The organism is Streptomyces sp. CB00316, assembly GCF_001905595.1.
Classification (GTDB): domain Bacteria; phylum Actinomycetota; class Actinomycetes; order Streptomycetales; family Streptomycetaceae; genus Streptomyces.
The window spans coordinates 474,649-499,580 of sequence record NZ_LIXI01000003.1 but is presented as its reverse complement, the minus strand read 5'-3'; the positions used below and the strand labels follow the sequence as shown (position 1 = coordinate 499,580).

At 71.5% G+C, this 24,932-nt stretch carries 21 protein-coding genes and 5 pseudogenes; 11 read left to right on the top strand and 15 right to left on the bottom strand.

From position 1 onward, the window contains the following. The first annotated feature begins 2 nt into the window (after positions 1–2). Positions 3–1,178: a cation:proton antiporter gene (locus AMK21_RS10235; protein ID WP_073876411.1), complete on the top strand. Its 1,176-nt coding sequence runs from the start codon at positions 3–5 to the stop codon at positions 1,176–1,178. 438 nt (positions 1,179–1,616) lie between these two features. Here the strand turns inward: AMK21_RS10235 and AMK21_RS10230 are convergent, their stop codons facing one another. The 14 genes and pseudogenes from AMK21_RS10230 to AMK21_RS10170 all read right to left on the bottom strand — a co-directional run. Beyond that, a complete protein-coding gene (locus AMK21_RS10230) occupies positions 1,617–2,480 on the bottom strand; it encodes a universal stress protein (protein ID WP_073876409.1) in 864 nt (287 codons plus the stop codon). A gap of 5 nt (positions 2,481–2,485) precedes the next feature. Then, the gene (gene adhP / locus AMK21_RS10225; RefSeq protein WP_073876407.1) at positions 2,486–3,508 is read right to left on the bottom strand and encodes an alcohol dehydrogenase AdhP; all 1,023 of its coding nucleotides are present in this window, start codon (positions 3,506–3,508) and stop codon (positions 2,486–2,488) included. Between the two features lie 32 nt (positions 3,509–3,540). Then, on the bottom strand, positions 3,541–4,440 hold the full coding sequence (locus AMK21_RS10220; protein ID WP_073876406.1) for a universal stress protein: 900 nt from the start codon (positions 4,438–4,440) through the stop codon (positions 3,541–3,543). Positions 4,441–4,763: 323 nt separating this feature from the next. Further along, complete coding sequence (locus tag AMK21_RS10215) at positions 4,764–5,639, bottom strand: universal stress protein (RefSeq protein WP_073876403.1); 876 nt, start codon at positions 5,637–5,639, stop codon at positions 4,764–4,766. Positions 5,640–5,917: 278 nt separating this feature from the next. Further along, positions 5,918–6,835 carry a universal stress protein gene (locus tag AMK21_RS10210; RefSeq protein ID WP_073876401.1) on the bottom strand — a complete coding sequence of 306 codons (918 nt, stop codon included), beginning with the start codon at positions 6,833–6,835 and terminating at the stop codon, positions 5,918–5,920. Between the two features lie 170 nt (positions 6,836–7,005). Beyond that, positions 7,006–7,176, bottom strand: a complete 171-nt coding sequence (locus tag AMK21_RS33645; protein WP_079181124.1) for a sigma 54 modulation/S30EA ribosomal C-terminal domain-containing protein — start codon at positions 7,174–7,176, stop codon at positions 7,006–7,008. Beyond that, complete coding sequence (locus AMK21_RS10205) at positions 7,173–7,802, bottom strand: sigma 54 modulation/S30EA ribosomal C-terminal domain-containing protein (RefSeq protein WP_079181123.1); 630 nt, start codon at positions 7,800–7,802, stop codon at positions 7,173–7,175. The genes AMK21_RS33645 and AMK21_RS10205 overlap by 4 nt, the downstream gene beginning before the upstream one ends. Positions 7,803–8,198: 396 nt before the next feature. Beyond that, positions 8,199–8,477 (bottom strand): annotated as a pseudogene (locus AMK21_RS10200) (pyridoxamine 5'-phosphate oxidase family protein); the annotation flags it as partial. 156 nt (positions 8,478–8,633) lie between these two features. Continuing rightward, positions 8,634–9,114 (bottom strand): annotated as a pseudogene (locus tag AMK21_RS10195) (universal stress protein). Between the two features lie 152 nt (positions 9,115–9,266). Next, a complete protein-coding gene (locus AMK21_RS10190; RefSeq protein WP_420712486.1) occupies positions 9,267–9,854 on the bottom strand; it encodes a hypothetical protein in 588 nt (195 codons plus the stop codon). Between the two features lie 34 nt (positions 9,855–9,888). Then, complete coding sequence (locus tag AMK21_RS10185; RefSeq protein WP_073876399.1) at positions 9,889–11,646, bottom strand: GAF domain-containing protein; 1,758 nt, start codon at positions 11,644–11,646, stop codon at positions 9,889–9,891. A 127-nt stretch (positions 11,647–11,773) separates the two neighbouring features. Beyond that, entirely contained in the window at positions 11,774–12,466 is a 693-nt protein-coding gene (locus tag AMK21_RS10180) for a response regulator (protein ID WP_073876397.1), read from the bottom strand. Between the two features lie 91 nt (positions 12,467–12,557). Continuing rightward, positions 12,558–13,295, bottom strand: coding sequence for a pyruvate formate-lyase-activating protein (gene pflA / locus AMK21_RS10175; protein WP_073876396.1), 738 nt, complete (start codon positions 13,293–13,295; stop codon positions 12,558–12,560). After that, positions 13,292–14,179 (bottom strand): annotated as a pseudogene (locus AMK21_RS10170) (pyruvate formate lyase family protein); the annotation flags it as partial. The gene pflA and the pseudogene AMK21_RS10170, both read right to left, overlap by 4 nt. Here AMK21_RS10170 and AMK21_RS10165 point away from each other — a divergent pair. The 7 genes and pseudogenes from AMK21_RS10165 to AMK21_RS35350 all read left to right on the top strand — a co-directional run. Continuing rightward, a pseudogene (locus AMK21_RS10165) lies at positions 14,175–14,840 on the top strand (molybdopterin dinucleotide binding domain-containing protein); the annotation flags it as partial. The pseudogenes AMK21_RS10170 and AMK21_RS10165 sit on opposite strands and share 5 nt — an antisense overlap. 1 nt (position 14,841) lies before the next feature. Next, the gene (gene narH / locus AMK21_RS10160; RefSeq protein WP_073876394.1) at positions 14,842–16,374 is read left to right on the top strand and encodes a nitrate reductase subunit beta; all 1,533 of its coding nucleotides are present in this window, start codon (positions 14,842–14,844) and stop codon (positions 16,372–16,374) included. Then, positions 16,371–17,167 (top strand): annotated as a pseudogene (gene narJ, locus AMK21_RS10155) (nitrate reductase molybdenum cofactor assembly chaperone). The gene narH and the pseudogene narJ overlap by 4 nt, the downstream one beginning before the upstream one ends. After that, positions 17,164–17,931, top strand: coding sequence for a respiratory nitrate reductase subunit gamma (narI, locus tag AMK21_RS10150; RefSeq protein ID WP_073876392.1), 768 nt, complete (start codon positions 17,164–17,166; stop codon positions 17,929–17,931). The pseudogene narJ and the gene narI overlap by 4 nt, the downstream one beginning before the upstream one ends. A 109-nt stretch (positions 17,932–18,040) precedes the next feature. Continuing rightward, positions 18,041–18,394 carry a vitamin K epoxide reductase family protein gene (locus tag AMK21_RS10145; RefSeq protein ID WP_073876390.1) on the top strand — a complete coding sequence of 118 codons (354 nt, stop codon included), beginning with the start codon at positions 18,041–18,043 and terminating at the stop codon, positions 18,392–18,394. A 270-nt stretch (positions 18,395–18,664) separates the two neighbouring features. Further along, positions 18,665–19,870 (top strand): globin domain-containing protein, encoded by a 1,206-nt coding sequence (locus AMK21_RS10140; protein WP_073876388.1) that lies wholly within the window; start codon positions 18,665–18,667, stop codon positions 19,868–19,870. Positions 19,871–19,945: 75 nt separating this feature from the next. After that, the gene (locus AMK21_RS35350) at positions 19,946–20,320 is read left to right on the top strand and encodes a hypothetical protein (RefSeq protein ID WP_199863151.1); all 375 of its coding nucleotides are present in this window, start codon (positions 19,946–19,948) and stop codon (positions 20,318–20,320) included. Positions 20,321–20,508: 188 nt separating this feature from the next. Here AMK21_RS35350 and AMK21_RS10130 read toward each other — a convergent pair whose 3' ends face one another. Next, on the bottom strand, positions 20,509–20,931 hold the full coding sequence (locus AMK21_RS10130) for a pyridoxamine 5'-phosphate oxidase family protein (RefSeq protein WP_073876384.1): 423 nt from the start codon (positions 20,929–20,931) through the stop codon (positions 20,509–20,511). A 374-nt stretch (positions 20,932–21,305) separates the two neighbouring features. On the opposite strand from AMK21_RS10130, the gene AMK21_RS10125 reads away from it, so the two are divergent. The 3 genes from AMK21_RS10125 to AMK21_RS10115 all read left to right on the top strand — a co-directional run bounded on the left by AMK21_RS10125 (position 21,306) and on the right by AMK21_RS10115 (position 24,840). Further along, positions 21,306–22,508, top strand: coding sequence for an MFS transporter (locus AMK21_RS10125; protein WP_324613887.1), 1,203 nt, complete (start codon positions 21,306–21,308; stop codon positions 22,506–22,508). A gap of 302 nt (positions 22,509–22,810) precedes the next feature. Beyond that, entirely contained in the window at positions 22,811–23,545 is a 735-nt protein-coding gene (locus AMK21_RS10120) for a hypothetical protein (RefSeq protein WP_073876380.1), read from the top strand. Positions 23,546–24,192: 647 nt separating this feature from the next. Further along, positions 24,193–24,840, top strand: coding sequence for a CBS domain-containing protein (locus AMK21_RS10115; RefSeq protein ID WP_073876378.1), 648 nt, complete (start codon positions 24,193–24,195; stop codon positions 24,838–24,840). Positions 24,841–24,932: the final 92 nt, after the last annotated feature.

The window sequence follows — 24,932 nt, the reverse complement described above, 5'->3', positions numbered from 1 at the left end:
GGATGCACATCTCGGTCGCCCTGCTGCTGGAGCTGGGCATCATCCTCACCTGCCTGAGCCTGCTCGGCACGCTGGCGCGGCGCTTCGCGCTGTCTCCGGTCCCGCTGTATCTCCTGGCCGGCCTGGCGCTGGGCGAGGGAGGCATCGCCCCGGTCCCGGCAGCCGGTTCCTTCGTGGAGACCGGCGCGGGCATCGGCGTCGTCCTTCTGCTGCTGGTACTCGGTCTCGAGTTCACCGTGCCGGAGTTCACGGTCAGTCTGCGCCGCCACCTGCCCTCGGCATGGGTCGATCTCGTACTGAACGCGACCCCCGGTGCGGTGGCGGGATGGTTGCTCGGGCTGGACGCCGGAGGGATCCTGGCGCTCGCCGGGGTGACCTACATCTCCTCCTCGGGAATCATCGCCCGGCTCCTGGGCGACCTGCGGAGGATGAGCAACCGGGAGACCCCGGCAGTGCTGTCCGTGCTGGTGCTGGAGGACTTCGCGATGGCCGCGTACCTTCCGCTGCTCGCCGTGGTGGCTGCCGGAGGGACGTGGCAGCAGGCCCTGCTGGGAGTGCTGCTCGCCCTGGGCGCCGTCGCGGTGGCGCTCGCCATGTCCTACTGGTGGGGGCATCACCTGGGGCGACTGCTGTCGCACCCCGACGCGGAGCAGCTGCTGTTGCGCGTCCTCGGCGTGACGCTGGTCGTGGCGGCCCTCGCGGAGGCCGTCCACGTCTCGGCGGCGGTCGGCGCCTTCCTGATCGGGCTCTCCCTCACGGGCGAAGCGGCCGACCGGGCACGGAAGGTACTGAGCCCGCTGCGAGACCTGTTCGCCGCGGTGTTCTTTCTCGCCATCGGCCTGTCGATCCCACCGGACTCGCTGCTGCCGGTGCTTCCGGTCGCCCTGCTCCTGGCCGTGGTGACCGCCGCGACGAAGGTGGCGTCCGGGTGGTACGCGGCGCGCCGCGAAGGAGTGGGACGCCGAGGACGGCTGCGGGCGGGTACCGCGCTCATCGCCCGGGGCGAGTTCTCCATCGTCATCATCGGCCTCATGGGCACCGGTCATGACCGGCTCGGCGCCCTCGTCGCCGCCTATGTCCTCCTGCTCGCCGTGGTCGGCCCCGTCATCACCCGCTTCACCGGACGACGCCCGTCCGGTGCGAGGCACTCACCGCGCCGCCGCGCGCCCGTGTCCTGATCCGCCAGAGGCCGGACGGCACCACGCCCCACGCACGGGGGCGGCGTGCAGCCCAGGAGGACACCCCGCGAGCCTGCGACGGAGCGGGCCAGGGCTGGGCGGCCCGGCCGCTCGGAACGGGCCGCCGCCGCGGCGAATTCGGCCGTGGGCACGCCCTTCGCACGCTGTCGGCCGTGTCGCGCTCCACGCGTCAGCTGAGGTGGTCCGCCGGTCGACCGGCGGACCACCTCAGCTGACGCACAAACAGATCGACGGTCCCACCTGACACCGCCCGCGCCGCACTCACCGGCGAGCCCGGAGCCCCCGTGCCCCGCAGCTCGCCCCTGCCCCGCTCGGAGCCCAGCGCCATCCGCATCCCCGAGATGTGTCGCGAAGGGGGGTACCCCACCGCCCGGCAGGAGCCGGTCCGCCCGTCGTCCGGCGTCGGAGCGTGTGCCTTCACTCCCGTTCGGGCACGACCACGACAGGGCAGCCGGAGTGGTGCAGGACCGTGTGGGCGACCCGTCCCAGATGAGGCCCCAGCCGGCCGGGACGCCGCCGGCCCACGATGAGGAGGCCGGCGTCTCGCGAAGCGGCCAGCAGGACCCTGCGGGCGGGGCCCTCCACCGTGCGCCGCCGCAGCCGAACCTCCACGGGAGCGTCGGCGAGGGCTTGCTCCAGCTCCCTGGCCGCCCGTTCCTCGTACACGCGCTCGGGATCACCCGTGAGCAGAGGGTGGTCGACCGTCTCGTGCATGGGGCACCGCCACGCCCGTACCGCCTCCAACGCGACATCGCGCCGCTTCGCCTCCGCGTAGGCGAAGCGCACTGCCGCTGTCGGCGCGTCGGCCACTCCGACGACGATGTGGTCCTGACCTCGGCCGACAGCGCGGTTGCCGTGGTTGCCACGGATCACGACGACCGGGCAGTCCGCTTGTGCGGCCACGGTCAGGCTGACGGAGCCCAGAAGCAGATCTGCGAGACCGCTGCGTCCACGAGTGCCTACGACCAGGGCGGACGCGTCGCGGCTTTCGCGCACGAGGGCGTGCTCAGGCTCCTCCAGCACGTCGTCGGTCGTCACGTGCAGCTCGGCATGATGACGCAGCGCCCGCAGGGCCGCAGCCGCGAGGATGTCCTCCGCGGCGACACGGCCGGACGAGCTGCCGATTTCGCGCGCGAGTGCGGGCCCCTCGTAGCGCTCCCACAGGGAGGCGTACACGATGCGCAGGGGCGCCCGGCGCAGGGCGGCCTCGTCGGCCGCCCAGTCGACGGCCCGCAGGCTGGCCTCGGAGCCGTCGACGCCGACGACCAGGGGCAGGTTCATCGCTCTCAGCCTCCCGCGCCGAGGTCGAAGACGATGCGGGCCTTGACCTGGCCGCGCAGGACCTCGTCGATCGATTCGTTGACGGCGGAGAGCGGGCGGGTCTCCTGGATGACCTTCGTCCGGCCGTCCGCGTGGAGCTGGAAGACCTCCGCGAGATCCTGGCGGGTGCCGACGATGGAGCCGATCACCGACGTGCCGTTCAGCACGGTGTCGAAGATGGGCACCTGGATGGTGCCGTGCGCGGGCAGGGCCACCATGACGAGCTTCCCGCCGCGCCGCAGACCCGCGTTGACGGCTTCGAAGGCGGCCGGACTGACGGCGAGAGCGAGGGCGGCGTGGGCGCCGCCGTGCCGCTTCAACTCCGCCCCGACGTCCTGGGTACGGGCGTCGATGAGGATGTCGGCGCCCAGTTCCCGGGCGAGTTCCAGCTTCTCGTCGGTGACGTCGATGGCGGCGACGGTGGCACCGGCGATCTTCGCGTACTGCACCGCCAGATGGCCGAGACCGCCCACGCCGGAGATGGCGACCAGCTGTGAGGGCCGGACGCCGGCGACCTTCAGGGCCTTGTAGGTGGTGACGCCCGCGCACGTCAGCGGGGCCGCGTCGATGGCGCTGACGCCCTCGGGCACCAGCTGGGCGAAGTCGGCCCAGGCCAGCATCTTCTCGGCGTATCCGCCGTCGCAGCCGTAACCGGTGTTGACCTGGCTCTCGCACAGCGTCTCCCACCCCGACAGGCAGTGCTCGCACCGCCCGCACGCGCTGCCGAGCCACGGCACGGCGACCCTTTCACCGACGGCGAGATGGGTGACACCCTCGCCGAGCTTCTCCACGAGGCCGACACCTTCGTGACCGGGCACGAACGGCGGGGTGGGCTTGACGGGCCAGTCGCCGTGCGCGGCGTGGATGTCGGTGTGGCACAGCCCTGACGCCTCCACGCGGACACGGACCTGTCCGGGGCCGGGCTCGGGGTCGGGGCGCTCCTCGATGACCAAGGGCTGACCGAATTCCCGTACGACCGCTGCTTTCATGATGTCCTCGTTCTCCTGTGTCCGGATGTGCGTCAGTCGTGTGCGACGACGGCGACGGGCGCGGTGGCGTGGTGGAGCACCGCGTGGGTGACGGCACCGATGTGGGTGCCGAAGGGGTTACGGCGTACACGCCGGCCCACGACGACGAGGGAGGCGTCACGGGAGGCATCGATCAGGTGAGTGGCGGCGCTGCCCGGGCGGGACATCTCGACGACCTCGACGTCCGGGTACTTCTGCCGCCAGGGACGCAGGGTCTCGGCGAGTGCGTCGGCCTGCTGTCGGGTGAACCCCTCGTGGTGCTCGAAACCCGGCCCGATGGTGTAGACGGCGTAGGGCCACGTGTCCCAGGCCTGGACCACGTACAAGGCGGTCTCCCGGTGCCGTGCCTCCTCGAAGGCAAAAGCGATGACGGTGTCGTCGGGACTGCCCAGGCCGAGGACGACGGGCCGGAACGCGGTGGCGGCGGACGGAATGCCGACAGGGTCCATGACGTGCTCGTCGGTGGCCTGTTCCCCGGCGCGCACCAGGACCACGGGCACCTCGGTCCGGGCGATCACGGACTGTCCGACGGAGCCCACGAGGAATCCGCCGAGCCCGCTCAGCGCCCGGGACCCCAGGACCAGCAGTTCCGCGTCGTGGGCGGCTTCCACGAGGGCCTCGGCCGGCGTCCCGGTAAGCTGCTCGGTGCTCACCTCGACCCCTGGGTGGCGCAGTCCCAGCCCCGCGGCGGCCTCGCGGGGCACCCGCTCGGTCCAGTGCTGGTGGGTCTCCGCTCCCAGGAGCGGGGCCTGGGCCATCGGCTCCGGCACCGGCATCCACACGTGGATCAACCGTACCGGCAGGTCACGCAGCGTCGCCTCGCGCGCCGCCCATTCCGCGGCGGCTGCGCTCTCGGCCGATCCGTCGAGTCCTACGGTGATCGCGCGGGCCATGATGTTCTCCTCGGTGTCGGGATGCTCTGGTTCCAGCGTCGCGTTCGGCAGGTTCTCGGGGCAGGGGCCGCTGGTCCCCCGCAGGGGCCGACCGGCCCTATCAGTGTGGGTGGACGGGCGCTCCGGGGCACTCAGCCGCAGTCATAAGGGGCCCGGACGGCCGGAAGCGGACGGCCACAGCCGCGCCAGGTCGAGCGGCACCGGGCGGGTACCGCCCGGCCCGGGCGCGAGCCGGCGGTCCGGCCGGGCCGCTCCGGCCGACGCGGGAGAGGAGACATCGCACGCTCCTTCGTCCGCACGGCGAGGGGATGCGGGCGGCGGTCCTACCCGGGAGGACAGTCGTGAGGCACGACCGCCACGGGGGCTGTGGCGTGGTGCAGAACGGCGTGGGTGACCGGACCCAGGCGTCGCAGGCCCGCCTCGTGGCTGCGACGCCCGACGACCACGAGGCCGGCGCCGGCGCTGTTGGACAGCAGGACCTCGGAGGCAGAGCCGATCTCGAAGTGCTCGACGACCTCGACCTGCGGGTACTTGTCGCGCCACGGCTTGAGGGTCTCGGCCAGGACCTCCCTGTTGATCTGCTCCAGACCGTTCGCCTCTTCGACCAGATACAGCGAACCCGGACTCCAGGCGAGGGTCGTCGGGACGCTCCAGGCGTGCACGGCACGCAGGGTCGCGCCGCGTTCGGCCGCGGCTGAGAAGGCGAACTCCATGACCGCGTCACCGATCTGCCCGGGTTCCACGCCGACCACCACTTCCTGAGCGTGCCGGGGCGTGGCGGAATGCGGCTTCCCGACCATGACGACCGGCCCGGCCGCCTGGCGCAGCACCTTCATCGAGACGGAACCGAGCAGGTAGCCGGTCAGGGTGCCGTAACCGCGCGATCCCAGCACCAGCATGTCGGCGCGTGCGGCTTCGGCCAGGAGGGTGGGCACCGGGTCGTCGACGATCAGGTCGGTCGTGACGTCCAGGGCCGGATGCTCCCTGGCCACGCGGGACCGGGCCTCGTCGAGCATGTTGCGCACCCAGCGCTCCTCGGCCGCCCGGTCTCCGACGTACGCAACGTCGGTGGGGCGCCAGACCCAGGCGTGCACCAGGCGCAGGGCCGATCCCCGCCGCTCCGCCTCTTCCGCGGCCCAATCGGCCGCCGCGGAGGCGTGGTCGGTCCCGTCCAGTCCTACGGTGATGGTGCCGGACATGTTGCCTCCTGATGCTGCCGCTGGGAGGGGAGATCCCAGAGGACGTGATGGTGTGATGGTGTGAGCCTCACACGGGTCCGGCGAACGGCGCTGGGGCCGATCGTCCCTGGTGTGGGCCTGAGCGGCCCTGGTTGTGCCGGCCGGTGGGACCTCGAACCGCTCTCGGGTCGCGGTGGACGGCGCGAACGCCGGAAGGACCGCTTCGGGGAGCCGGTGTGCCAGGGAAGCGGAGACGGCCGGCTCCGGCGGTCTCTCCGTCCGCGTCGCGCCGACCGCGCTCACAGGTGGGGGACCACTGCCACCGGGGAGGCGGCGTGGTGCAGCACCGCGTGCGTGACCGGCCCGACGTGCGTGCCGAACGGTGCCCGGCGTATACGCCGCCCCACCACCACCAGTGAGGCGTCCGCGGAGGCGTCCACGAGGTGGTGGGCGGCCCTGCCGACGACACACTGTTCCGTGACCTCGACCTGCGGGAACGTGCCGCGCCACGGCCGCAGTACGTCTGTGAGCGCGCTCACTTCGCGCAGTCCCCTGGCGACACGGTGGCCGGGGTCGGCGGCTGCGGGGTCGTGGTCGAAGACGGCCGGGGCGGTCCAGCCATGGACGACCCGCAGCCCGGCCGCGCGAGCGGTGGCGGCTTCGAAGGCATAGGAGATCAACTCGTCACACGGCCGGGAGAGGTCGAGGCCGAGCACCACGTCGAGGTACTGCCTGCCGGCCGCGCTGCCACCGGCCTCGTCCTCGACCCGTTCGCCGGGCCGCACGACGACAACCGGACGCTCAGCACGTGCGATGACGGGCGTGGACACCGATCCGGCCAGGAAACCACCGAGGGCACCGAGCCCTCGCGATCCCATCACCAGGACCTCCGCCCGCTCCGTCGCGGAGAGCAGCACCTCCGCGGGGCGCCCGATCACCTGCTGGACGCTGACGTCGAGGTCGGGGTACCCCTCCCCCATCCGATCGGCCGTCTCAGCAAGGACGCGCTCCGCCCCGTGCCGGGTCATGGTGGTTCCGTCGGGTGTGGGGCCCATGCCCCCCGACAGGGCGGGGCTGAAGAGCGGCGAACGGTCCTGCCGGGCATGGAGGAGGTGCAGGGGCAGACCGCGCAGGCGGGCCTCTCGGGCAGCCCACGCCGCTGCGGCGAGCGACTCGGCGGAGCCGTCCACAGCGGCGATGACGGTACGTCGTGACATGGTTTCCTCCGAGCAAGGGGTACGTCTGGTCGAGGAGCGGCGGCAGAGCGAAGGCGAGGGCAGGGCAACGGCCCGGACGCGGTGCCTGGCGGCGGTGCGCGGGCCGTCGACCGCGAGCTGTCCGATCCCGGGAGAGCCGGAACGGGCGGTACGGCGGTGAGATGGTCCCCCTACAGGGCCGGGGTGATCAGTCCGTAGTGGCCGTCGTAACGGTGGTAGAGCACGCTGCCCCGGCCGGTGCCGGTGTCGTGGAAGAAGACGAAGGGCAGGCCGGTCAGGCGCAGTCGCTGGGCGGCCCCGTCCACATCGCTCGCGGGGACGGGAACCGTGCTGACGCTCAGCGGACCTCGAAGTCCCGTTGTCGGCCGGTGGTCCCGAGCGACGCCATACGGTGCCGGCCGCCGACAGCGTCCCGATAGACCACGCTGTCGTGTCCTGAGGCCAGGTCGGTGAAGAGCCAGAAGGCGTGGTCCATGGCCTCCAGGTCGATCACGGCGTCCTGCGGTGTCTGCCGGGTCAGGCTGAACGACTTGTGCCGGATGACGCGGCGCTCTTCGGCCGGAAGGTGCTGGCGGTGCGGGCGGTGCTCATGACACGAGCCGTCTCGCCACGTCCGGTCGTCCGGGCCGCCACCGCGCGATCCGCGCGCCCTGTACCGCCGTGCCCGGGCGATGCGCGCGGTCAGGCGTTCCTGCAGGAGATCGACGGCCTCGAACATGGTGGTCGCGGCGACATGGGCCCGCACCGGCCTGCCGTTGACGTCCACCACGGCCTGAGCCGTAGCCGGACGGGCCGCCGAAGCATTGGCTGCCTGCGTGAGCTTCACGCGGGCCGAGAGGACCGGTTCGCTCACCTGGCTGATCACCACGAGCACCTTCCTCCGGGCGTAGGCTTCCGCCTCGTCCAGCACCTGCCCTCGGTTCCGCACCTGGACGTCGACTTCTTCGCTGGTCCTGAGACCACTCATGGCAACTCCTCCTCGGTCTCCCTCATCCTGGCTCCCGCCGCCCCTCCCCGGCAGAGCCGACGGGCCCGCACCGAGGTGCCACCCGTACCCGTGGGAGGCCCGTGCGCGAGGACTACCGGACTGCCGGTGAGGGCCCTTCGGCCCACAGCCATCCGCGGAGCTCGGAGGGTCGGGAAGGGCGATCGGCGCAACGCCGATCGCCGGCAGGCAGTCTGGATCATGGACGGCTCGTACGGACCTGGCTCGTGAACCGCCGGTGCTCCGGGCAGAGATCAGAAGAGGCTGGTCGGGCCGACCGGAGGGACACCGCCACGAAGCTCCTGCGTAGGCAGGACGATCTCGTGTCGGCGGAAGGTGGGGGCCGGTGTCCGGGCGCACCCGAGGGCTCACGAGGGCTCACGAGGGCAGGTTCACTCCGTAGAGGGTGCGCCCGCCGACGAGTTCCCGGCCGGTGACCAGTTCCGGCTCGATACGGACGAAGACCTCGGGCCAGGGCACCCAGGAGCGGGGACCGGTGCGGACCAGGCGTTCGTGCTCGTCGGGGTCGGTCACCACAGAGGCGAGACCGGTGACGACGACGCTCCAGCCGGAGTGCGCCGCGGTGTCGACCTCGTCGGCCTCGAAAGCGACGACCGTGCCGTCGACGGCACGGACCAGGTCGGAAGAGGCGGACGTACTCCGTCGGTCTTGCGGGTCAGGACCACGGCGACATCGGTCCCACTCCCGCGTTCCAGCCGGCCGTGCAAGGTGGTGGCCCCTTCGGTCACGGCAATGCCCGTCCGGCGCGGACAGGAGTCCGGTGGCCGTCGTGGCAGCAGGCGTGTCCGCGCGTCAGTCGTGAGCGACGACGGCGACCGGCGCGACGGCGTGGTGCATGACCGCGTGGGCGACGGCACCGATGCGTGCGCCGAAGGGGCTGCGGCGCACGCGCCGACCCACGACGACGAGGGAGGCGTCACGCGAGGCGTCGATCAGGAGGCCGGCGGTACTGCCGAGCCGAGTGACTTCGGCCACCTCCACATCCGGGTACTTCTCACGCCACGGCAGGAGCAGTCCGCTGCTCGGTGGCCACCTCCACGCCGGGGTGACGCAGTATCAGCCCCTGCGCGGCTTCCCGGGGAATCCGCTCGGTCCAGTGCTGACGTGTCTCGGTGCCGAGAGGCGGGGCCTCGGCCATGGGCCCCGGCACCGGCTGCCACACGTGCAGCAGCCGTACCGGCCGCTCCCGCAGCGCCGCTTCGCGGGCCGCCCACTCAGCTGCTGCCCGACTCTCGGGCGAGCCGTCGAGTCCTACGGTGATCGAGCGGGCCATGCTGCCCACCTCCTGTGTCATTCGGTCTGTTCTCAGCGTGTCTTGCGGCGGCCCCACGGGCAGGGGGCCGCTGGTCCCGGAAGAGAGCCGACGGTCCCTGCCGACGGGCTGGTGAAACGGGCCCGTCGGCGGACCCGCCCCACCAGCCGTGTTCAGCGCAGCCACCCGTGGTCACGGACGACCGGGAGCCGGGCCCACAGCCGCCCCAGACCGAACATGTCACCGGCCGAGACAGCGGCCAGAGCGATCAGCATCACGGCGTAGACCAGGTGGTAGTCGGCGAACGGGTTCGTCGACATGCTCGCCGACCCGTCCGACAGGTGCTGCGCGGGCGGCCATTCCGCGACCCACATCAACGCCATCATCAGCGTTCCCGCGAGCGCCGCCGGACGCAGCGCCACCCCCGCCGTCAGAGCCAACCCGACACCGAGCAGACCCAGCATGAACAGCCAGTACGCCCAGGCCGCACCCGCCCACACGTGGAACGTCGACTCCATCGGACCGACAGCGACATGCGCGAGGAATCCCTCGGTGGGCGAACCACCGTCGATCCAGCCCCTGCCGGAGGCGGTCGCCGTGTGCCACAGGAGAAGGGGAGAGCCGCAATGGGACGGACGTCGACCTGGCCGCCGGGAACCGCTGGCGGCGCAGCGGGCCCACGTCTCGTCGCCGGGGCTTCCGCGCTGTGAGCCGATGGCCGGGCAAGCCGCCGCCTCGCCCGTCAGCGGCCCCCGGAACAGGGGCCGAGGGTCCGCTCAGCAGCTGAGCGGCGCGTCACGAGGCGGGCCGGGCGCCCTCCGCAGCGCCCGAGGACTGCCCCAGGGGAGCATGCCACACGAGCCGCGCCCCCTTTCCTTCCGGGCTCTCCAGCACCATGTCGCCGCCGAGCGTCCGTGCGCGTTCCGCCATGTTGGCCAGGCCGCTGCGGCGGCCACCGGCCGGGATGCCGACGCCGTTGTCCGTGACCGTCAGGCGGACCTGCTTGCCGTCGGTGTCCAGCACCACGTCGGCGCGGTCGGCGTGGGCGTGCCGGGCGATGTTGGTCAGGGACTCGGTGAGGACGGCCATGACGTGGTCGGCGGTCCGACCGGGCACGTGCGTGTCGAGCAGGCCCTCCATACGGACGCTGGGGGCGAAGCCCAGAAGGGGAGCTGCCTCACCGATCGCGCGTACCGCGCGGGAGCGCAGGCCGGGCGCCGCGTCGTCGTCGCGGGCGCGGAGGCCGAAGATCGTCGACCTGATGATCTTGATGGTTTCGTCGAGGTCGTCCACCGCCCGCAGGATCCGCTCGGAAGCCACGTCGTCCTGGACGCGCCGCCCAGCACTCTGCAGCGTCATGCCGGTGGCGAAGAGCCGTTGGATGGCCAGGTCGTGCAGGTCGCGTGCGATCCGGTCGCGGTCCTCCAGCAGCGTGATCTGCTCGGCGTCCTGGCGGCGTTCCGCCAGCTCCATCGCGACGGCGGCCTGCGCGGCGAAGACCTGGAGCGACTCGGTCTCCTTCCCGGTGAACTCCCGGCCGCCCGACTGCCGGACCAGCAGGACCACCCCCTGCGCCTCGTCGCGCGAGCCGATCGGCACGGCGACGGCCGGTCCCAGCCCGTCGAAGCGCGGCGGGCCGACCGAGATCGGGAAGTCACGTGAAACGTCCGCGGTGCTGACAGGAGCCCGGCGAGCGAACGCCTGCCCGACGAGAGTGCCTTCCACCGGCAGGACGACTCCCCGCCATACGTCGGCGTCCTGGCCTATCGCGAGTTCCACGGCGAGTGTGTCCGTCCCGCTCACCGGCAAGGCCACGACGCTCAGCGCCGAAGCGGTGATCTCCCTGGCCCGCTCCGCGATCAGCGGCAGCACCCCGCCCTGGTCGGCACCGGACATCAACGTGTGGGTGATCTCCGCGTTCGCCTCCAGCCAGCGCTCACGCAGCCGGGACTCCTCGTAGAGGCGGGCGTTGTCGATGGCCACACCGGCCGCCACGGCCAGCGTGGCGAGCACCGACTCGTCGTCCTCGTCGAACTGCTTCCCGCCGCGCTTCTCCGTCAGGTACAGGTTGCCGAAGACATGGTCACGCACCCGGATGGGGACGCCGAGGAAGGTGTTCATCGGCGGGTGGTGGGCCGGGAAGCCGTAGGAGGCCGGGTGCTCGGAGAGCTTGGGCAGACGCAAGGGCTCGGGGTGGCGGATCAGCTCGCCCAGGATGCCGTGGCCTTCCGGGTAGGGTCCGATCCTCGCGATCTGTTCCTCGTCCACACCCACCGTATGGAAAGCCGACAGCCGTTTACCGTCCGGGCCGATCACCCCGAGCGCGGCGTACTCGGCGTCGACCAGTGCCGCCGCGGCCTCCACGATGCTGCGCAGCGCCTGCTCAAGGTCCAGCTCGCGACCGACCGACAGCACGGCCTCCAGCAGGCTGTGAACCCGGTCCCGGGTCCCGCGCGCCGCGTCCAGCCGGGCCTGCAGCTCCTCCAGCAACTCGTCCAGTCGCAGTTGCGGCAGTCGTACCCGTGCCTCGGCGGCTCCTTCGGCGTTCTCCACCCGCTACTCCTCCAACGCCACACCGCCTGTCGGCAACCGTCCCGTGCACCACCACAGTAACGGCTCGAACAGGAGCGGGACGAGGGACCGTCGCAGCCGTGCGGGCCCCCCGGCCGGGCCATCGCCTTCAGCGCCCTTCGGGTCGCATACGGTCGCGAGCCTGGGTGGCGATGACCGCGGCCTGGACGCGGCGCTCCACGCCGAGCTTGGCGAGCAGGCGGGAGATGTGGTTCTTCACCGTCTTCTCCGCGAGGTACAGCCGCTGCCCGATCTGCCGGTTGGTCAGCCCTTCCCCGATCAGGTCGAGGATCTCGCGCTCGCGGTCGGTCAGCCCCGGCAGCATCTCCGGCTCCTCGGCCGGCTGACCGCCCCGCAGCCGTGCCATGAGCTTGGCCGTGGCGCTCGCGTCCAGCAGCGACTGGCCACGGGCCACCGTCCGCACGGCCGTGACCAGGTCCGATCCCTGGATCTGCTTCAGGACGTAGCCGGCGGCTCCCGCCATGATCGAGTCCAGGAGTGCTTCCTCGTCGTCGAAGGAGGTGAGCATCAGGCAGGCCAGGTCCGGCATGGTCGAGCGCAGTTCACGGCAGACGGTCACCCCGTCGCCGTCGGGCAGACGCACGTCGAGGACGGCCACGTCGGGTCGCAGAGCGGGAACCCTCACCAATGCCTGCTCCGCCGTCGCCGCCTCTCCGACGACCGTTATATCCGGTTCGTCCTCCAGGAGGTCGTGCACCCCTCGCCGTACCACCTCGTGGTCGTCCAGCAGGAACACCCTGATCGGACCGCCCGTGCTGCCGTCCTGCTCGCCGTACGCCATCGACCGCTCCTCTTATGCCTCGTCCTGTGCTGGCATCCTCATCTTGTCGGACGCCCAGGACCAGGGCCGGTCGGCCCCACTTTCGCCCGCGTCAATGGGCCGCGAGCCCATGCTCGCGGAACTGACCCCGTACCCGGTCCACCAGCGCCGGGTCGGGAATCGGCGTGTCACGCAGAGGGAAGGGGATGCCCAGTGCGTCGTACTTGGCGGCGCCGAGCTTGTGGAACGGCAGGACGTCGACCCGCTCCACGCAGCCCAGGCCCGAGAGGAACGCGGCGAGTCCGCCGACGGCGATCTCGTCGTCGGTCCAGCCGGGCACCAGGACGTACCTGATCCACACGCGCTTGCCCAGGCTCTCCAGACGGGTCACGAAGCTGAGGGTGGGAGCGAGTGCGCCGCCGGTCAGCTTCCTGTAGGTGGTGATGTCGAAGGACTTGATGTCGAGGAGTACCAGATCGGTGTCGGCGAGGAGCTCGTCCGAGGCCCGGACGCCCAGGAGGCCCGAGGTGTCGAGGGCCGTGTGCAGACCGGCCTGCTTGCAGCGGCGCAGGACCGCCGCGGTGAAGGCCGACTGGAGCAGAGGTTCACCACCGGTGACAGTGACCCCGCCCCCCGCCGTGGTGATGAAGCCCTGGTACTTGCCGATCTCAGCCATCACCTCGTCGACGGTGGCCTCCCGTCCGTCGCGCATGTACCAGGTGTCGGGATTGGCGCAGTACAGGCAGCGCAGCGGGCAGCCGCTCACGAAGAGCACGAACCGGGTCCCGGGACCGTCCACGCCGGTGGACAGGTCCCAGGAGTGGATCCGGCCTGTCGTCACGGTGCTCACAGTGCTCCGTGGAAGGTGCGGCTGATCACGTCGAGCTGCTGCTCGCGGGTCAGGCGGACGAAGTTCACCGCGTAGCCGGAGACCCTGATGGTCAGCTCGGGATAGTTCTCCGGGTGCTCCATGGCGTCCTCCAGCACGGCCCGGCTCAACACGTTGACGTTCATGTGGAAGCCGCCCGCGGACACGTAGGCGTCGAGGATGCCGACCAGGTGACCGGCCCGTTCCCCGGGGACGTGCCCCAGCCCTTCCGGGGTGATCGTGGTGGTCAGGGAGATGCCGTCCCGTGCGGCGTCGTAGGGCGGCTTGGCCACCGAGAGGGCGGAGGCGGCCACTCCGTGCTTGTCGCGGCCGTTCATCGGGTTGGCGCCGGGGGCGAAGGGCTGTCCGGCGCGCCGGCCGTCGGGGGTGTTGCCGGTGTGCTTGCCGTACACGACGTTGGAGGTGATGGTCAGCACGGACTGGGTGTGCTCCGCGTCGCGGTAGGCGGGGTGCTCGCGCACCTTCGCCATGAACGACTCCACCAGGTCGACGGCGATGCCGTCGGCACAGTCGTCGTTGTTTCCGTACACCGGGAATTCCCCCTCGGTCCGGAAGTCCACAGCCAGCCCCGTCCGATCGCGGAAGACCTTGACACGGGCGTGCTTGACGGCGGACAGACTGTCCACGGCGACGGACAGACCGGCGATGCCGCAGGCCATGAAGCGGTGGACGGGGTAGTCGTGCAGCGCCATCTCGATGCGCTCGTAGGCGTACTTGTCGTGCATGTAGTGGATGACGTTGAGCGCGTCGACGTACGTCCGCGCGAGCCAGTCCAGGACGCGGTCGTACGCCGCCGACAGCTCGTCGTAGTCGAGGTACTCACCGCTCAGCGGCGCCATCTCGGGCTCGGAGACGGGTGGACGCCGCTACTCGCCGTTCGTCATCAACACCGAGCACAAGAAGCCGTGGCACACGCTCACCGGACGCCAGCACTTCTTCGTCCAGCACGACTGGATAGCCGAGCTGGGCGAGCAACTTCCCGTCTACCGGCCCCCGTTGAACTCACCACGGCACTACGGCGACCAACACCTGCACGACGACGGGCGCGCCGAGGTCACCGTCCGCTACCTGACCCCGCACTCCAAGTGGTCCATCCACTCGAACTACCAGGACAACAAGTACATGCTCGACCTGTCCCGCGGCGGCCCGACGATCTGGATGTCCACCGCCGACGCCGAGAAGATCGGCGTGAAGGACAACGAATGGATCGAGGCGTACAACCGCAACGGCGTCGTCGCCGCCCGCGCCGTGGTCACCCACCGCATGCCCGAGGGCACCGTCTACATGCACCACGCCCAGGACCGCAACGTGAACGTTCCGAAGACCGAGGTCAGCGGCGTGCGGGGCGGCATCCACAACTCGCTCACCCGTCTCCTGCTCAAGCCCACGCATCTCGCGGGCGGCTACGCCCAGTTCACCTACGCCTTCAACTACTACGGCCCGACCGGCAACCAGCGCGACGAGGTCACCGTCATCCGCCGCCGCAGCCAGCAAGTGGAGTACTGACATGCGCGTCATGGCACAGATCGCGATGGTGATGAACCTCGACAAGTGCATCGGCTGCCACACCTGCTCGGTCACCTGCAAGCAGACGTGGACCAACCGCACGGGTGTCGAGTACGCCTGGTTCAACAACGTCGAGACCAAGCCCGGTGTCGGTTACCCGCGCCGCTACGAGGACCAGGAGCACTGGAAGGGCGGCTGGATGCTGGACAGGCGCGGGCGTCTCGTCCTGCGCTCCGGGGGGAGGGTCAAGCAGCTCCTCTCGCTGTTCTCCAACCCCGACCTGCCGTCCATCGAGGACTACTACGAGCCGGTCACCTACGACTACGACAACCTCGTCAACGCCCCGGCGGGCAAGGACATGCCCGTAGCCCGCCCCCGTTCCGTCCTCACCGGCGAGCCCACCGCCATCACCTGGGGCGCGAACTGGGAGGACGGCCTCGGCGGGGCTCCCGAGAACGCCGGTGGCGACCCGAACCTGACCGGCGAGTGGGCCGAGAAGGTGAAGTTCGAGTTCGAGCAGACCTTCCTCTTCCACCTGCCGCGTCTGTGCGAACACTGCCTCAACCCGGCCTGTGTGTCGGCATGTCCGTCCGGGGCCATGTACAAGCGGGTCGAGGACGGCATCGTCCTGGTCGACCAGGACGAGTGCCGCGGGTGGCGGATGTGCGTGACGGCGTGCCCGTACAAGAAGGTGTACGTCAACCACGTCACCGGCAAGGCCGAGAAGTGCACCTTCTGCTTCCCGCGCATCGAGGCCGGCCAGCCCACCGTCTGCTCCGAGACCTGCGTCGGACGGCTGCGCTACCTCGGCCTGCTGCTCTACGACGCCGACCGGGTCGGCGAGGCCGCAGCCACTCCCGACGAGAAGGACCTCCTCGACGCCCAGCGCGGGGTCTTCCTCGACCCGCGCGACCCCGACGTGATCGCGGCGGCACGGGAAGCCGGGATCCCCGAGGACTGGCTGGCCGCGGCCCGCCGCTCCCCGGTGTACGACCTCGTCACGCGGTACAGGGTCGCGCTGCCGCTCCACCCGGAATACCGCACCCTTCCCATGGTCTGGTACGTACCGCCGCTCTCCCCCGTCCTGGACGCCGTCGACGCCGCGGGCGGAAACCAGGACGACCCCGACCACGTCTTCGCCGCCGTCACCCGGCTGCGCATCCCGCTGGAGTACCTGGCGGAGCTGTTCAGCGCCGGGGACGCCGACGTGGTCGCCGGAGTGCTGATGAAACTCACGGCCCTGCGCTCCTACATGCGCGAGCGCACCCTCGGCGAGGACGGCGACGAAGCCGTGCTCAAGGCGGTCGGCCTCACCGCGCAGGAGGCCACCGACCTGCACCGCCTGCTGGCCATAGCCAAGTACGAGGACCGCTACGTCGTCCCCGCAGCCCACAGGGAAGACGCCGCCGCGCTGACCGCCGCGGAGGAACGCTGCCCCGTCGAGTCCTCCGGCGAGCCCGCGGAGGCCGGTGGCCGACGGGTGATGCTCGGCATCCCCACCTTGCGCCGCAGGACCACCGGAGGTCACGCGTGAGCCCGCTGCCCGCGAGCGTTCCCGCCCTCGTCCGCACCCGCATCCGGGCGGCCGTTCGCCGCCCGGCCCGGCTCACGCCCGAAGAGAGGGAGGAGCGTGCCCTGCTGCTACGGCTCTGCTCTCTGCTGCTCCAGTATCCGGACGAGGAACTCGCCGCCTCCGCCGCGGGGTTGGCGGACACGATCGAGGCGCTGCCACCCTCGCCCGCCGCCGCTCATCTGGCCCACTTCACCACCTGGCTCACGGGGCAGGAGACGGACGCCCTCGAGCGGCACTACGTCGAGACGTTCGACCTGCGCCGCAGGAGCAGCCTCTACCTCACCTACTACCTGCACGGCGACACCCGCCGCCGCGGCATGACCCTGCTCACCCTAACCAGCGCTACCGCGCCACCGGCTGGGACATCGAAGGGGGTGAACTGCCCGACCACCTTCCGGTCGTGCTGGAGTTCGCCGCTCTGATGGGCCCGGGCGGCGGCGAAGCACCGCTGCGCCAGCACCGGCGGGGGCTGGAGCTTATCCACCGGGCGCTGGCCGACGCCGAATCGCCGTACCGGCACGTCATGACCGCGCTGCTCACCCTGCTGCCGCCGCCCACCGACGCGGACCGCGCGGCGGTGGCCCAGCTCGTCGCCGAGGGACCGCCGGACGAGGAAGTCGGCCTCGATTCCTACGGGACTTACGGGGAGGGGGCGTTCGCCCCTCCGGGCACCTTCGTGCCGCCGATGGCCGCATCGCCGACCCGTGTGCCGCCCGCCGATCCGACCACTACCCGCATGGAAGGCACCCGATGAACGCCGCATCCCTCTCCCCGTCGGCCGCAGAGGCGGTGAGCGGCACCGACCTCCTGCTGTGGGTCGCCGTCCCCTACGTCTGCCTCGCGGTGTTCGTCGTCGGGCACGTCTGGCGCTACCGCCAGGACCAGTTCGGCTGGACCACCCATACCAGCCAGCTCCTGGAACACCGCTGGCTACGCTGGGGCAGCCCGCTGTTCCACCTCGGCGCCTTCATGGTGATCGCCGGCCATGTCGTGGGACTCGCCATCCCCGACTCGTGGACCGAGGCCGTCGGCATATCCGAGCACACCTACCACACCACCGCCGTCTGGGCGGGCTCGGTGGCGGGCCTCGCCATGGTCGCCGGGCTCGGCATGCTGTGCGCCCGTCGGCTCCTGAACCGCACGGTCCGCCTCGGCACCGACCGCAGCGACAAGCTCCTCTTCCCCCTGCTGTCGGCGACCGTCCTGCTCGGCATCACCGCCACCGCCGCCCACAACGTCTTCGGCGCCGGCTACGACTACCGCTCCACCGTCTCCGTGTGGTTCCGCGGCCTGTTCGTCCTCCAGCCGCAGCCCGAGGCGATCATCGGGGCACCCCTGCTGTTCCAACTGCACGCCCTGACCGCCTTTCTCCTCTTCGCCGCCTGGCCGTTCACCCGGCTGGTGCACGTGTGGAGCGCCCCGGTCGGCTACCTCGTCCGGCCGTATCTCGTCTACCGCAGGCGGGCCGCACCGGCAGCGGCCCCGGGCCGGCAGCGGTCGGCCTCCGGCTCCCGGTGAGCCGCGCGAAGCGCCGGCCCGATCGGAGCCGGCCGCCGGACGGGACTGGTCATGCTCCTGACCGGGACCGTCGGCTGGCTCGCTTCCTTCCAGCTCACCGTGGACGGCCGTGCTCTCCGGAGCACGCCTGCACCGGCGGCTCTGGCTCGCACTGGACGCCGGGGCGGTGGTGGCGGTGGTGCCCGTCCACTGGCTGATCTGGCAGTCGCTGTACGAGCTGGACAAGCTGTGCCCGTACTGCGCCGCGGTCTGGGTCGTGAGCATCGCCCTGTTCTGGTATCTGACCCTGCACTGCCTGGAGTCGGGCATCGTCCGCCTGCCCCGTGGCGTGTCGGCGGTCGTGCGGGACACGCACCAGATGCTCCTCGGCGCCTGGTGCGCGGCCATCGCGCTGCTGGTCCACACGCGTTTCTGGGCGGCCACCCCCCGCCGCCCGGTGAAGGATGTGCTGCGCGTCTCGTGAGCGGGCCTCGCCGACGTGGGGAGTCTCCCGCGCATCAGGCGCCGGCGTCCGCCACGGCGAACCGGGCGCGCACGCACGGCCCGTTCCGGACGAGGGGCGGTAGGGCCTCCGCGCTCGCGCGACCCGGCCGGCGGGTCCGTTGCCGGCTGGCGGGGTGCACCCGAGCCGGTCGGCCCCGCGGAGAAGGCCGATCGGCCCATCTGGCCCGGTACCCGGACCGCCAGGATGGTGAGCACAGTTCCCCTGCACACCGCATTGTCGAGGAGACCCATGCTTTCGCCTGATTCGGCCGCCGTCGTCCGCGCAACCCTGCCTGCCGTCGGCGGAGCTCTGGATGAGATCACGGCTCGGTTCTACGGCACCATGTTCGCCGAGCAGCCCGACCTGCTGGACGGGCTGTTCAACCGCGGCAACCAGGCCACCGGTGGTCAGCGCCGTGCTCTTGCCGGTTCCATCGCCGCCTTCGCGCAGGCGCTGCTCGCCGATCCCGAGACCAGGCCGGACGCACTGCTTTCCCGGATCGCCCACAAGCATGCAGCGCTCGGTGTGACCGAGGACCAGTACACGATCGTCCACAAGTACCTCTTCCGTGCCATCGCGGAGGTGCTCGGCGAAGCGGTCACGCCGCAGGTGGCCGCCGCCTGGGACGAGGTGTACTGGCTCATGGCCGGCGCCCTGATCGCCCAGGAGGCCCGCCTCTATCAGCAGGCGCGGGTCGACCCCCGTCACCCGTGGCGGAAGTGGACGGTGGTGGAACGGCGTGAGGAGACCCCCGACGTGGTGTCCTTCCTGCTGCGCCCGGCCGACGAGGATCCCGTGCCGCCCGCCCGCGCCGGGCAGTACGTCAGCGTCAGGGTGCGGATGCCCGACGGCATACACCAGGTGCGCCAGTACAGCCTGTCGGGCGCCCCCGGCGACCAGCTGCGCCGGGTCACCGTCAAACGGGTGGCGAGCCTGTCCGACGCGCCCGAGGGCGAGGTGTCGAACCAGTTGCACCGCACCGTCGGGGCCGGTGACGAGCTCACCCTGTCCGCTCCGTTCGGCGATGTGGTCCTCGACGAGGCCGACAGCCCTCTGCTGCTGGTCTCGGCCGGCATCGGCTGCACCCCGATGGTCGGCATGCTCGAACACCTCGCGGCGACCGGAGCCACCCGCCCGGTCACGGTGCTGCACGCCGATCGTTCGCCGGCGGACCACGCCCTGCTCTCGGACACCCACCGCCTGGTGGGCCGCCTGCCCGCTGCCCGGGCAGAGTTCTGGTACGAGCAGAACGCCGCCGCCGAGCCCGGCGCCCACTCCGGTCTGATGGACCTCAGGGGGTTGAAGCTGTCCGCCGGCACTGATGTCTACCTCTGCGGCTCACTGCCCTTCATGCGGGCCGTCAGGGCACAGCTGCTCGACTCGGGGGTCCCGGCGCGCCACATCCGCTACGAGGTCTTCGGCCCCGACCTGTGGCTGGCCCACACCGAAGGCTGAGCACGGACGACACGGGGGCGTGGGTGCCGCAGGGTGGGGTGGGTGACACGCGAGAGCTTGTGAAGGAGAGTCGCCATGCGGACTTGGGAAATCGATGCCACAGCGGTCCGGACCCTGCTGGCCGCGGCGGTGGCCGCGCCCTCGATCCACAACACGCAGCCCTGGCGGTTCGGCCTGGACGCGGACAACGGGTCGGTCGAAGTCCGTGCCGCCGTCGGACGGCGGCTTCCGATGACCGTTCCCGACCTGCGTGCCCGCCACCTCTCTGTGGGCGCGACCGTCTTCAATCTCCGGGTGGCCGCGGCGCACCTGGGCTGGGTGCCCGTCGTCCGGCTGCTGCCCGCCGAGGACGATCCCGAGCTGCTGGCCATCGTGCACCTGGCCGGGGCCGGCGGGGACGGGCCCGCCTCAGGCACGGGGCGGCCGGTGAACGGCATCCGGCTGCTGTGACGGCGTTCGACGGCCTCGTACAGCGACCGCAGGGACGGGGCCCCGAGGGCGGTCGCACCCCGCGCGCGGCCGCGTATGCCGCATCGTCCCCAACGCCCGGGGCGGCGGTTTCCGGTGAGGGGACCGCCCCATCCGCCTGACCGTGTCCGGTCGGACTGCCGGCCGGGGACGCATGCGGAAACGCCCACTCATCCGGTGGTGCGTGTGCCCGTGATCTCGCGGCCCGTGACCAACTCGGACTCGATACGCACAAAGACCCCGTCGCGTACGGGCATCCAGGAATGCGGGCCGGACTGCGAGAGCCGTTCGTGCTCGGCGGGCTCGGCCACCACGCCGGCCCGGCCGGTGACGACCACGCTCCAGCCCGACCGGGTCGCCGCGCTGAACTCGTCCGCCTCGAAAGCGACCACGGCACCGTCAATGGCGTGCACGAGGTCGGAGGCCGCCGAGGTGTACAGCACAACGGAGTCGTCCTCGTCCAGGGCGAAGTTGACCGGGAGGACCGCGGGCAGCGCCTGCCGGGTGTACACGACCCGGCCGAGCGGCACTTTGGCGAGCAGACGAAGGCATTCCAGCCGGTCGAGTATGCGGATGGCGTCGTTCTCGAGCATCCCACCATCCTCCGCGCCGCGCTGTGACGCCGGGTAGGGCCGGTCGGCCCTATCTGCGGGTCCTGGCAGCAGACGGCCGCATCCGCCGCTCCGACCGAGTCGTGTGAGCAAACCGGGGCGCCCTTTCGAAGAGGGCCGGCCGGATTCGATGGAGGACCGTCAGCCTCGCGGCAGGGCCCCTTGGCCCCATGCCGCCCCGGCGCCCCGAGGGCGACAGTGGCCGAGCAGTCGCCGATCCGCAGGCGGAAGACCTGCGGATCATCCATGTCGCGGAATCACACAGATGGGAAGAAGCGGACAGCATGGTCGAGGTTTCGATGGCGGACAGCGACAGGACGGCGTCGGGTGCTCCGATGCCCGGCCGGGCCTGGCTGATGCTGGCCCTGGCCACCGCCGGTTTCGCGGTCAACTTCTGGGCCTGGGCGCTGCTCAGCCCGCTCGGCCCTCGGTTCAAGGACGGCCTCGACCTGTCATCGTTCGAGCAGTCGCTGCTGGTGGCGGTGCCGGTCGTCGTCGGTTCTCTGGGCCGGATCCCGGTCGGCGCACTGACCGACCGGTTCGGCGGACAGGTCATGTTCCCGATCGTGTCGGCGGCCACCATCGTGCCGGTGCTCCACCTCGGCCTGGCCGGGCACTCCTCACTCGGCGCCCTGCTCGTCGGCGGGTTCTTCCTCGGTATCGGCGGCACCGCCTTCGCTGTCGGCGTTCCGCTCGTCAACGCCTGGTTCCCGCCCGAGCGGCGCGGTCTCGCCATCGGAGTTTTCGGCGCGGGCATGGGCGGCACCGCCATCAGCGCCCTGACCACGGTGAAGCTGGTCGACGCCGGCAGCATGTCCACGCCGTTCCTGATCACCGCGGCGGTTCTCGCGGTGTACGCCGCCGCCGCCGCTCTCCTGCTCCGTGACGCGCCCGGCCGGACCGTGCCGACCGAGCCGGCCGCACGCCGCCTGGCCGCCACCCTCCGGCTGCCCATCACCTGGCAGGCCTCCGCACTGTACGCGGTTGCGTTCGGCGGCTACGTGGCCTTCTCCGTCTACCTGCCGACGTACCTCAAGACCGGCTACGGCCTCGCCCAGGCCGACGCGGCGAACCGCATGGCCGGGTTCGTTCTCCTCGCGGTGGCGATGCGCCCGTTCGGGGGCTGGCTGTCCGACCGGATCGGCCCGGTCCGCGTGCTGGCAGGCTCGCTGGCCACGGTCGTGGCCGGTGCTGTCGCGCAGGCGTTCACCCCCGCGCTGGCACCCGTGGGCACCATCGCCTTCCTGGCCATGGCCGCCGCACTCGGCGCCGGCAGCGGGGCGACCTTCGCCCTGGTGGCCCTGCGCACCCCGGCCGACCAGGTCGGCTCGGTGACCGGAGTGGTCGGCGCCGCGGGCGGACTGGGCGGGTTCCTGCCACCGCTGGTGATGGGGTCGCTGTTCGGGCTGTTCGAGTCGTACGCGATCGGCCTTGTCCTGCTCGCGACCGTGTCCGCCGGGGCTCTGGCCTTCACCCTTACCGCCGTCCATGCCTCGTCCGCGGACGGTGAGGGGAAGTCCCGCGCCAGCAGGCAGCGCGAGCCCCGCACGGCCGGCTGAACCGCATGAGGACCGGCGGCCCAGACCGGCGCCGGGTAGGGACCGTGGGACAGATCGTCCTCCGTCCGGCAGGGGCAGCCATGTGCACCATCGGCCTGGCCTGCGCCTCCGAACGGGCCGTGATCCGGGCCAGGGCGAGCCGGTCGCGGCACTCGCCGAGTTGCGCGGCCGCCCCCGACTGGCTGAGGCGCGTAGCAGCTGTACGTATTTTGGCTGACGCCGAAGCTGTCGCGCTCTGTCACCGTGCTTCGAGATGCGCCCCGGTGCCGACGCGCCCGGGCGCCACTACCAAGGGAGCGGGAATGAAGGTGCACGGACTGCGGCGGGTTCCGGTCGTCGTGGTGACGCTGGCGACGGTGGCCCTGCTGGCCGGCTGCGGAGGCGGCGACGACGGGGCCGGAGGCGGCGGAAGCGATGCCGTGACCGAGGACCCGGCGAAGGGCACGTCGGCGGGGAAGACGGGTGGCGGCCAGTTGGACGCAGCCGGCCTCGAGAGCGTGGCGGTCGCCGAAGCGGACCTGCCCGAATACACCTTCACCGTCTACAAGCAGGGCACCGTCCTCGGCACCAAGGGGAAGCCGGCCGACCCGGCCGCCTGCCAGCCCATGGAGGACATCCGGCTGCGCTCGCCCGAACCCGCGCCGACCGCGGCGGCGGCCCGGTCCGTCCGCCCGAAGACGGACACGAAGGCCACCGACATCACGCTGTACGCCTACGGCAAGGCCGCCGACGCCGAAGAGCTCCTCACCCGCGTTCGCGACGCGGCGAAGATCTGTACCAGCTACGAGGACGACATGGGCCTCGACCCGACCGTCACCGCCCTCCCCGACCCCGATCCGGGTCCGGCCGACGATGCCTTCGCCTACAGACGGGAGTTGTCGGGAACGGCGCACTGGTACCGGGTGGTGCGCAGCGGTTCGAATGTGGCCGTCTTCGGCTGGCAGAGCCTGGTCGCGCACAAGAACGCGGGCGACGCCCAGGAAGAAGTGATCACCGCACAACTCGAAAAGCTGACGGCGACGGCAGGCACGCGCTGAGCTCCTTCTTCCGCCGTCCTGGTGCTCACGGAAGCGGGCTCCGGTCCTGGCGCTGAGTTCGGCGCTTCGTCGTTGTGGGCACCGTGCAGCTCCAGGCGCTCGGCGAGATCGTCGCCGAGCGCCTCCTTGGCGGTGCCACCTCCAGGCGAGGACCCGACGCGGCGCACTTCTCCCCCACGACCGGACTGAACTACGTCTCAGGCTCGCCGTTCCGGGCGCCGCAGGCACGTCCGGGAGGGCCGACCGGGCCGCCCCGGAGGGGACCGAGCGGGGCAGACAGCAGCCGGGCACGGGGCTCCTCGGCCCTGTGGCCAGGGCCGGGTCGCCCCTCCCCACCAGGACCAGCCGCCCCTGGTCCGTGACTGCGGAGCGCGGCAGTCTTGAGGCGTGGCGGCACGGCTACAGGCAGCGGAGCACCGGGTCGCCCGGCACCTCGGTGCCCGTGAGACCTCCGCCACCATGTGAGCGCTCCAGGACGGTACCGAACGGACTCACCACGGTGGCGCCTGTCGGGCGATCGCGCGTTCCCCGTGGCGGAACGGCTCGCAGAAGTGGGCGTCACGCGGCGCCTGCCAGGTCTGGCGGGGCACCGGAGTCGGCCATCGGCTCCGGCCCTCTTCGCCCATGCTCGTGAAGGAGGATCCATCATGCCCCCTCGCACTGTCGGTGAGGTAATGACACGGGACGTCGTGCAGGCCGGCCCGACGACACCGTTCAAGGAGGTCGTGCGACTGCTCGACCACCACCGGATCAGCGGCCTGCCGGTGGTCGACGCCGACGACAAGGTCCTCGGTGTGCTGTCCGGAAGCGACCTGGTAGGCGCCCAGGCGTATCGGGAAGGCTTCGCTCCGCCCCTGGCCGTGACCGCGCAGGAGGTGATGTCCAGCCCGGCCATCACCGTGCACCCCGAGCAGTCCGTACCGGACGCCGCCCGGCTCATGGAGCGCCGCGGTGTCGAGCGGCTGCCCGTGGTGGACGAGGCCGACCGCCTGATCGGCATCGCCACCCGCCGCGACCTCCTCCGGGTCTTCCTGCGTGCGGACGAGGACATCCGCCGAGAGGTGACCGAGGAGATCGTCGGCGGAGCGGAGGGTCTGCCGTCCGACACGGTCGTCGTCTCCGTTCGCGACGGTGTCATCACTCTCGAGGGCCGGGTGGAACTGCGTTCCCGGGTACCGGAGATCGTCTACGCCGCCTGGCGCCTCGAAGGTGTGGTCGGCGTGGTGAACGGTCTGGGCTTCCGCATCGACGACTGTGCGGCACCGGCCGGACCCGCTCGCGTCGGGAGTTCATGAGCGCCCGGCGAGCAGCCTCGACCGGCGGCTCGGGCGGCCCGGACCGACGGTCCCTACCGAGCCGGGCCGGACGGCGCCGACGAAGGCCCTCC

Bases quoted from the DNA above. Each gene is read 5' to 3' on its own strand.
- AMK21_RS10235 (WP_073876411.1), top strand. From the start codon at position 3: ATGCACATCTCGGTCGCCCTGCTGCTGGAGCTGGGCATCATCCTCACC.
- AMK21_RS10230 (WP_073876409.1), bottom strand. From the start codon at position 2,480: ATGAACCTGCCCCTGGTCGTCGGCGTCGACGGCTCCGAGGCCAGCCTG.
- adhP (WP_073876407.1), bottom strand. From the start codon at position 3,508: ATGAAAGCAGCGGTCGTACGGGAATTCGGTCAGCCCTTGGTCATCGAG.
- AMK21_RS10220 (WP_073876406.1), bottom strand. From the start codon at position 4,440: ATGGCCCGCGCGATCACCGTAGGACTCGACGGATCGGCCGAGAGCGCA.
- AMK21_RS10215 (WP_073876403.1), bottom strand. From the start codon at position 5,639: ATGTCCGGCACCATCACCGTAGGACTGGACGGGACCGACCACGCCTCC.
- AMK21_RS10210 (WP_073876401.1), bottom strand. From the start codon at position 6,835: ATGTCACGACGTACCGTCATCGCCGCTGTGGACGGCTCCGCCGAGTCG.
- AMK21_RS10205 (WP_079181123.1), bottom strand. From the start codon at position 7,802: ATGAGTGGTCTCAGGACCAGCGAAGAAGTCGACGTCCAGGTGCGGAAC.
- AMK21_RS10180 (WP_073876397.1), bottom strand. From the start codon at position 12,466: ATGGCGTACGGCGAGCAGGACGGCAGCACGGGCGGTCCGATCAGGGTG.
- narH (WP_073876394.1), top strand. From the start codon at position 14,842: ATGCGCGTCATGGCACAGATCGCGATGGTGATGAACCTCGACAAGTGC.
- narI (WP_073876392.1), top strand. From the start codon at position 17,164: ATGAACGCCGCATCCCTCTCCCCGTCGGCCGCAGAGGCGGTGAGCGGC.
- AMK21_RS10140 (WP_073876388.1), top strand. From the start codon at position 18,665: ATGCTTTCGCCTGATTCGGCCGCCGTCGTCCGCGCAACCCTGCCTGCC.
- AMK21_RS35350 (WP_199863151.1), top strand. From the start codon at position 19,946: ATGCGGACTTGGGAAATCGATGCCACAGCGGTCCGGACCCTGCTGGCC.
- AMK21_RS10130 (WP_073876384.1), bottom strand. From the start codon at position 20,931: ATGCTCGAGAACGACGCCATCCGCATACTCGACCGGCTGGAATGCCTT.
- AMK21_RS10125 (WP_324613887.1), top strand. From the start codon at position 21,306: ATGCTGGCCCTGGCCACCGCCGGTTTCGCGGTCAACTTCTGGGCCTGG.
- AMK21_RS10120 (WP_073876380.1), top strand. From the start codon at position 22,811: ATGAAGGTGCACGGACTGCGGCGGGTTCCGGTCGTCGTGGTGACGCTG.
- AMK21_RS10115 (WP_073876378.1), top strand. From the start codon at position 24,193: ATGCCCCCTCGCACTGTCGGTGAGGTAATGACACGGGACGTCGTGCAG.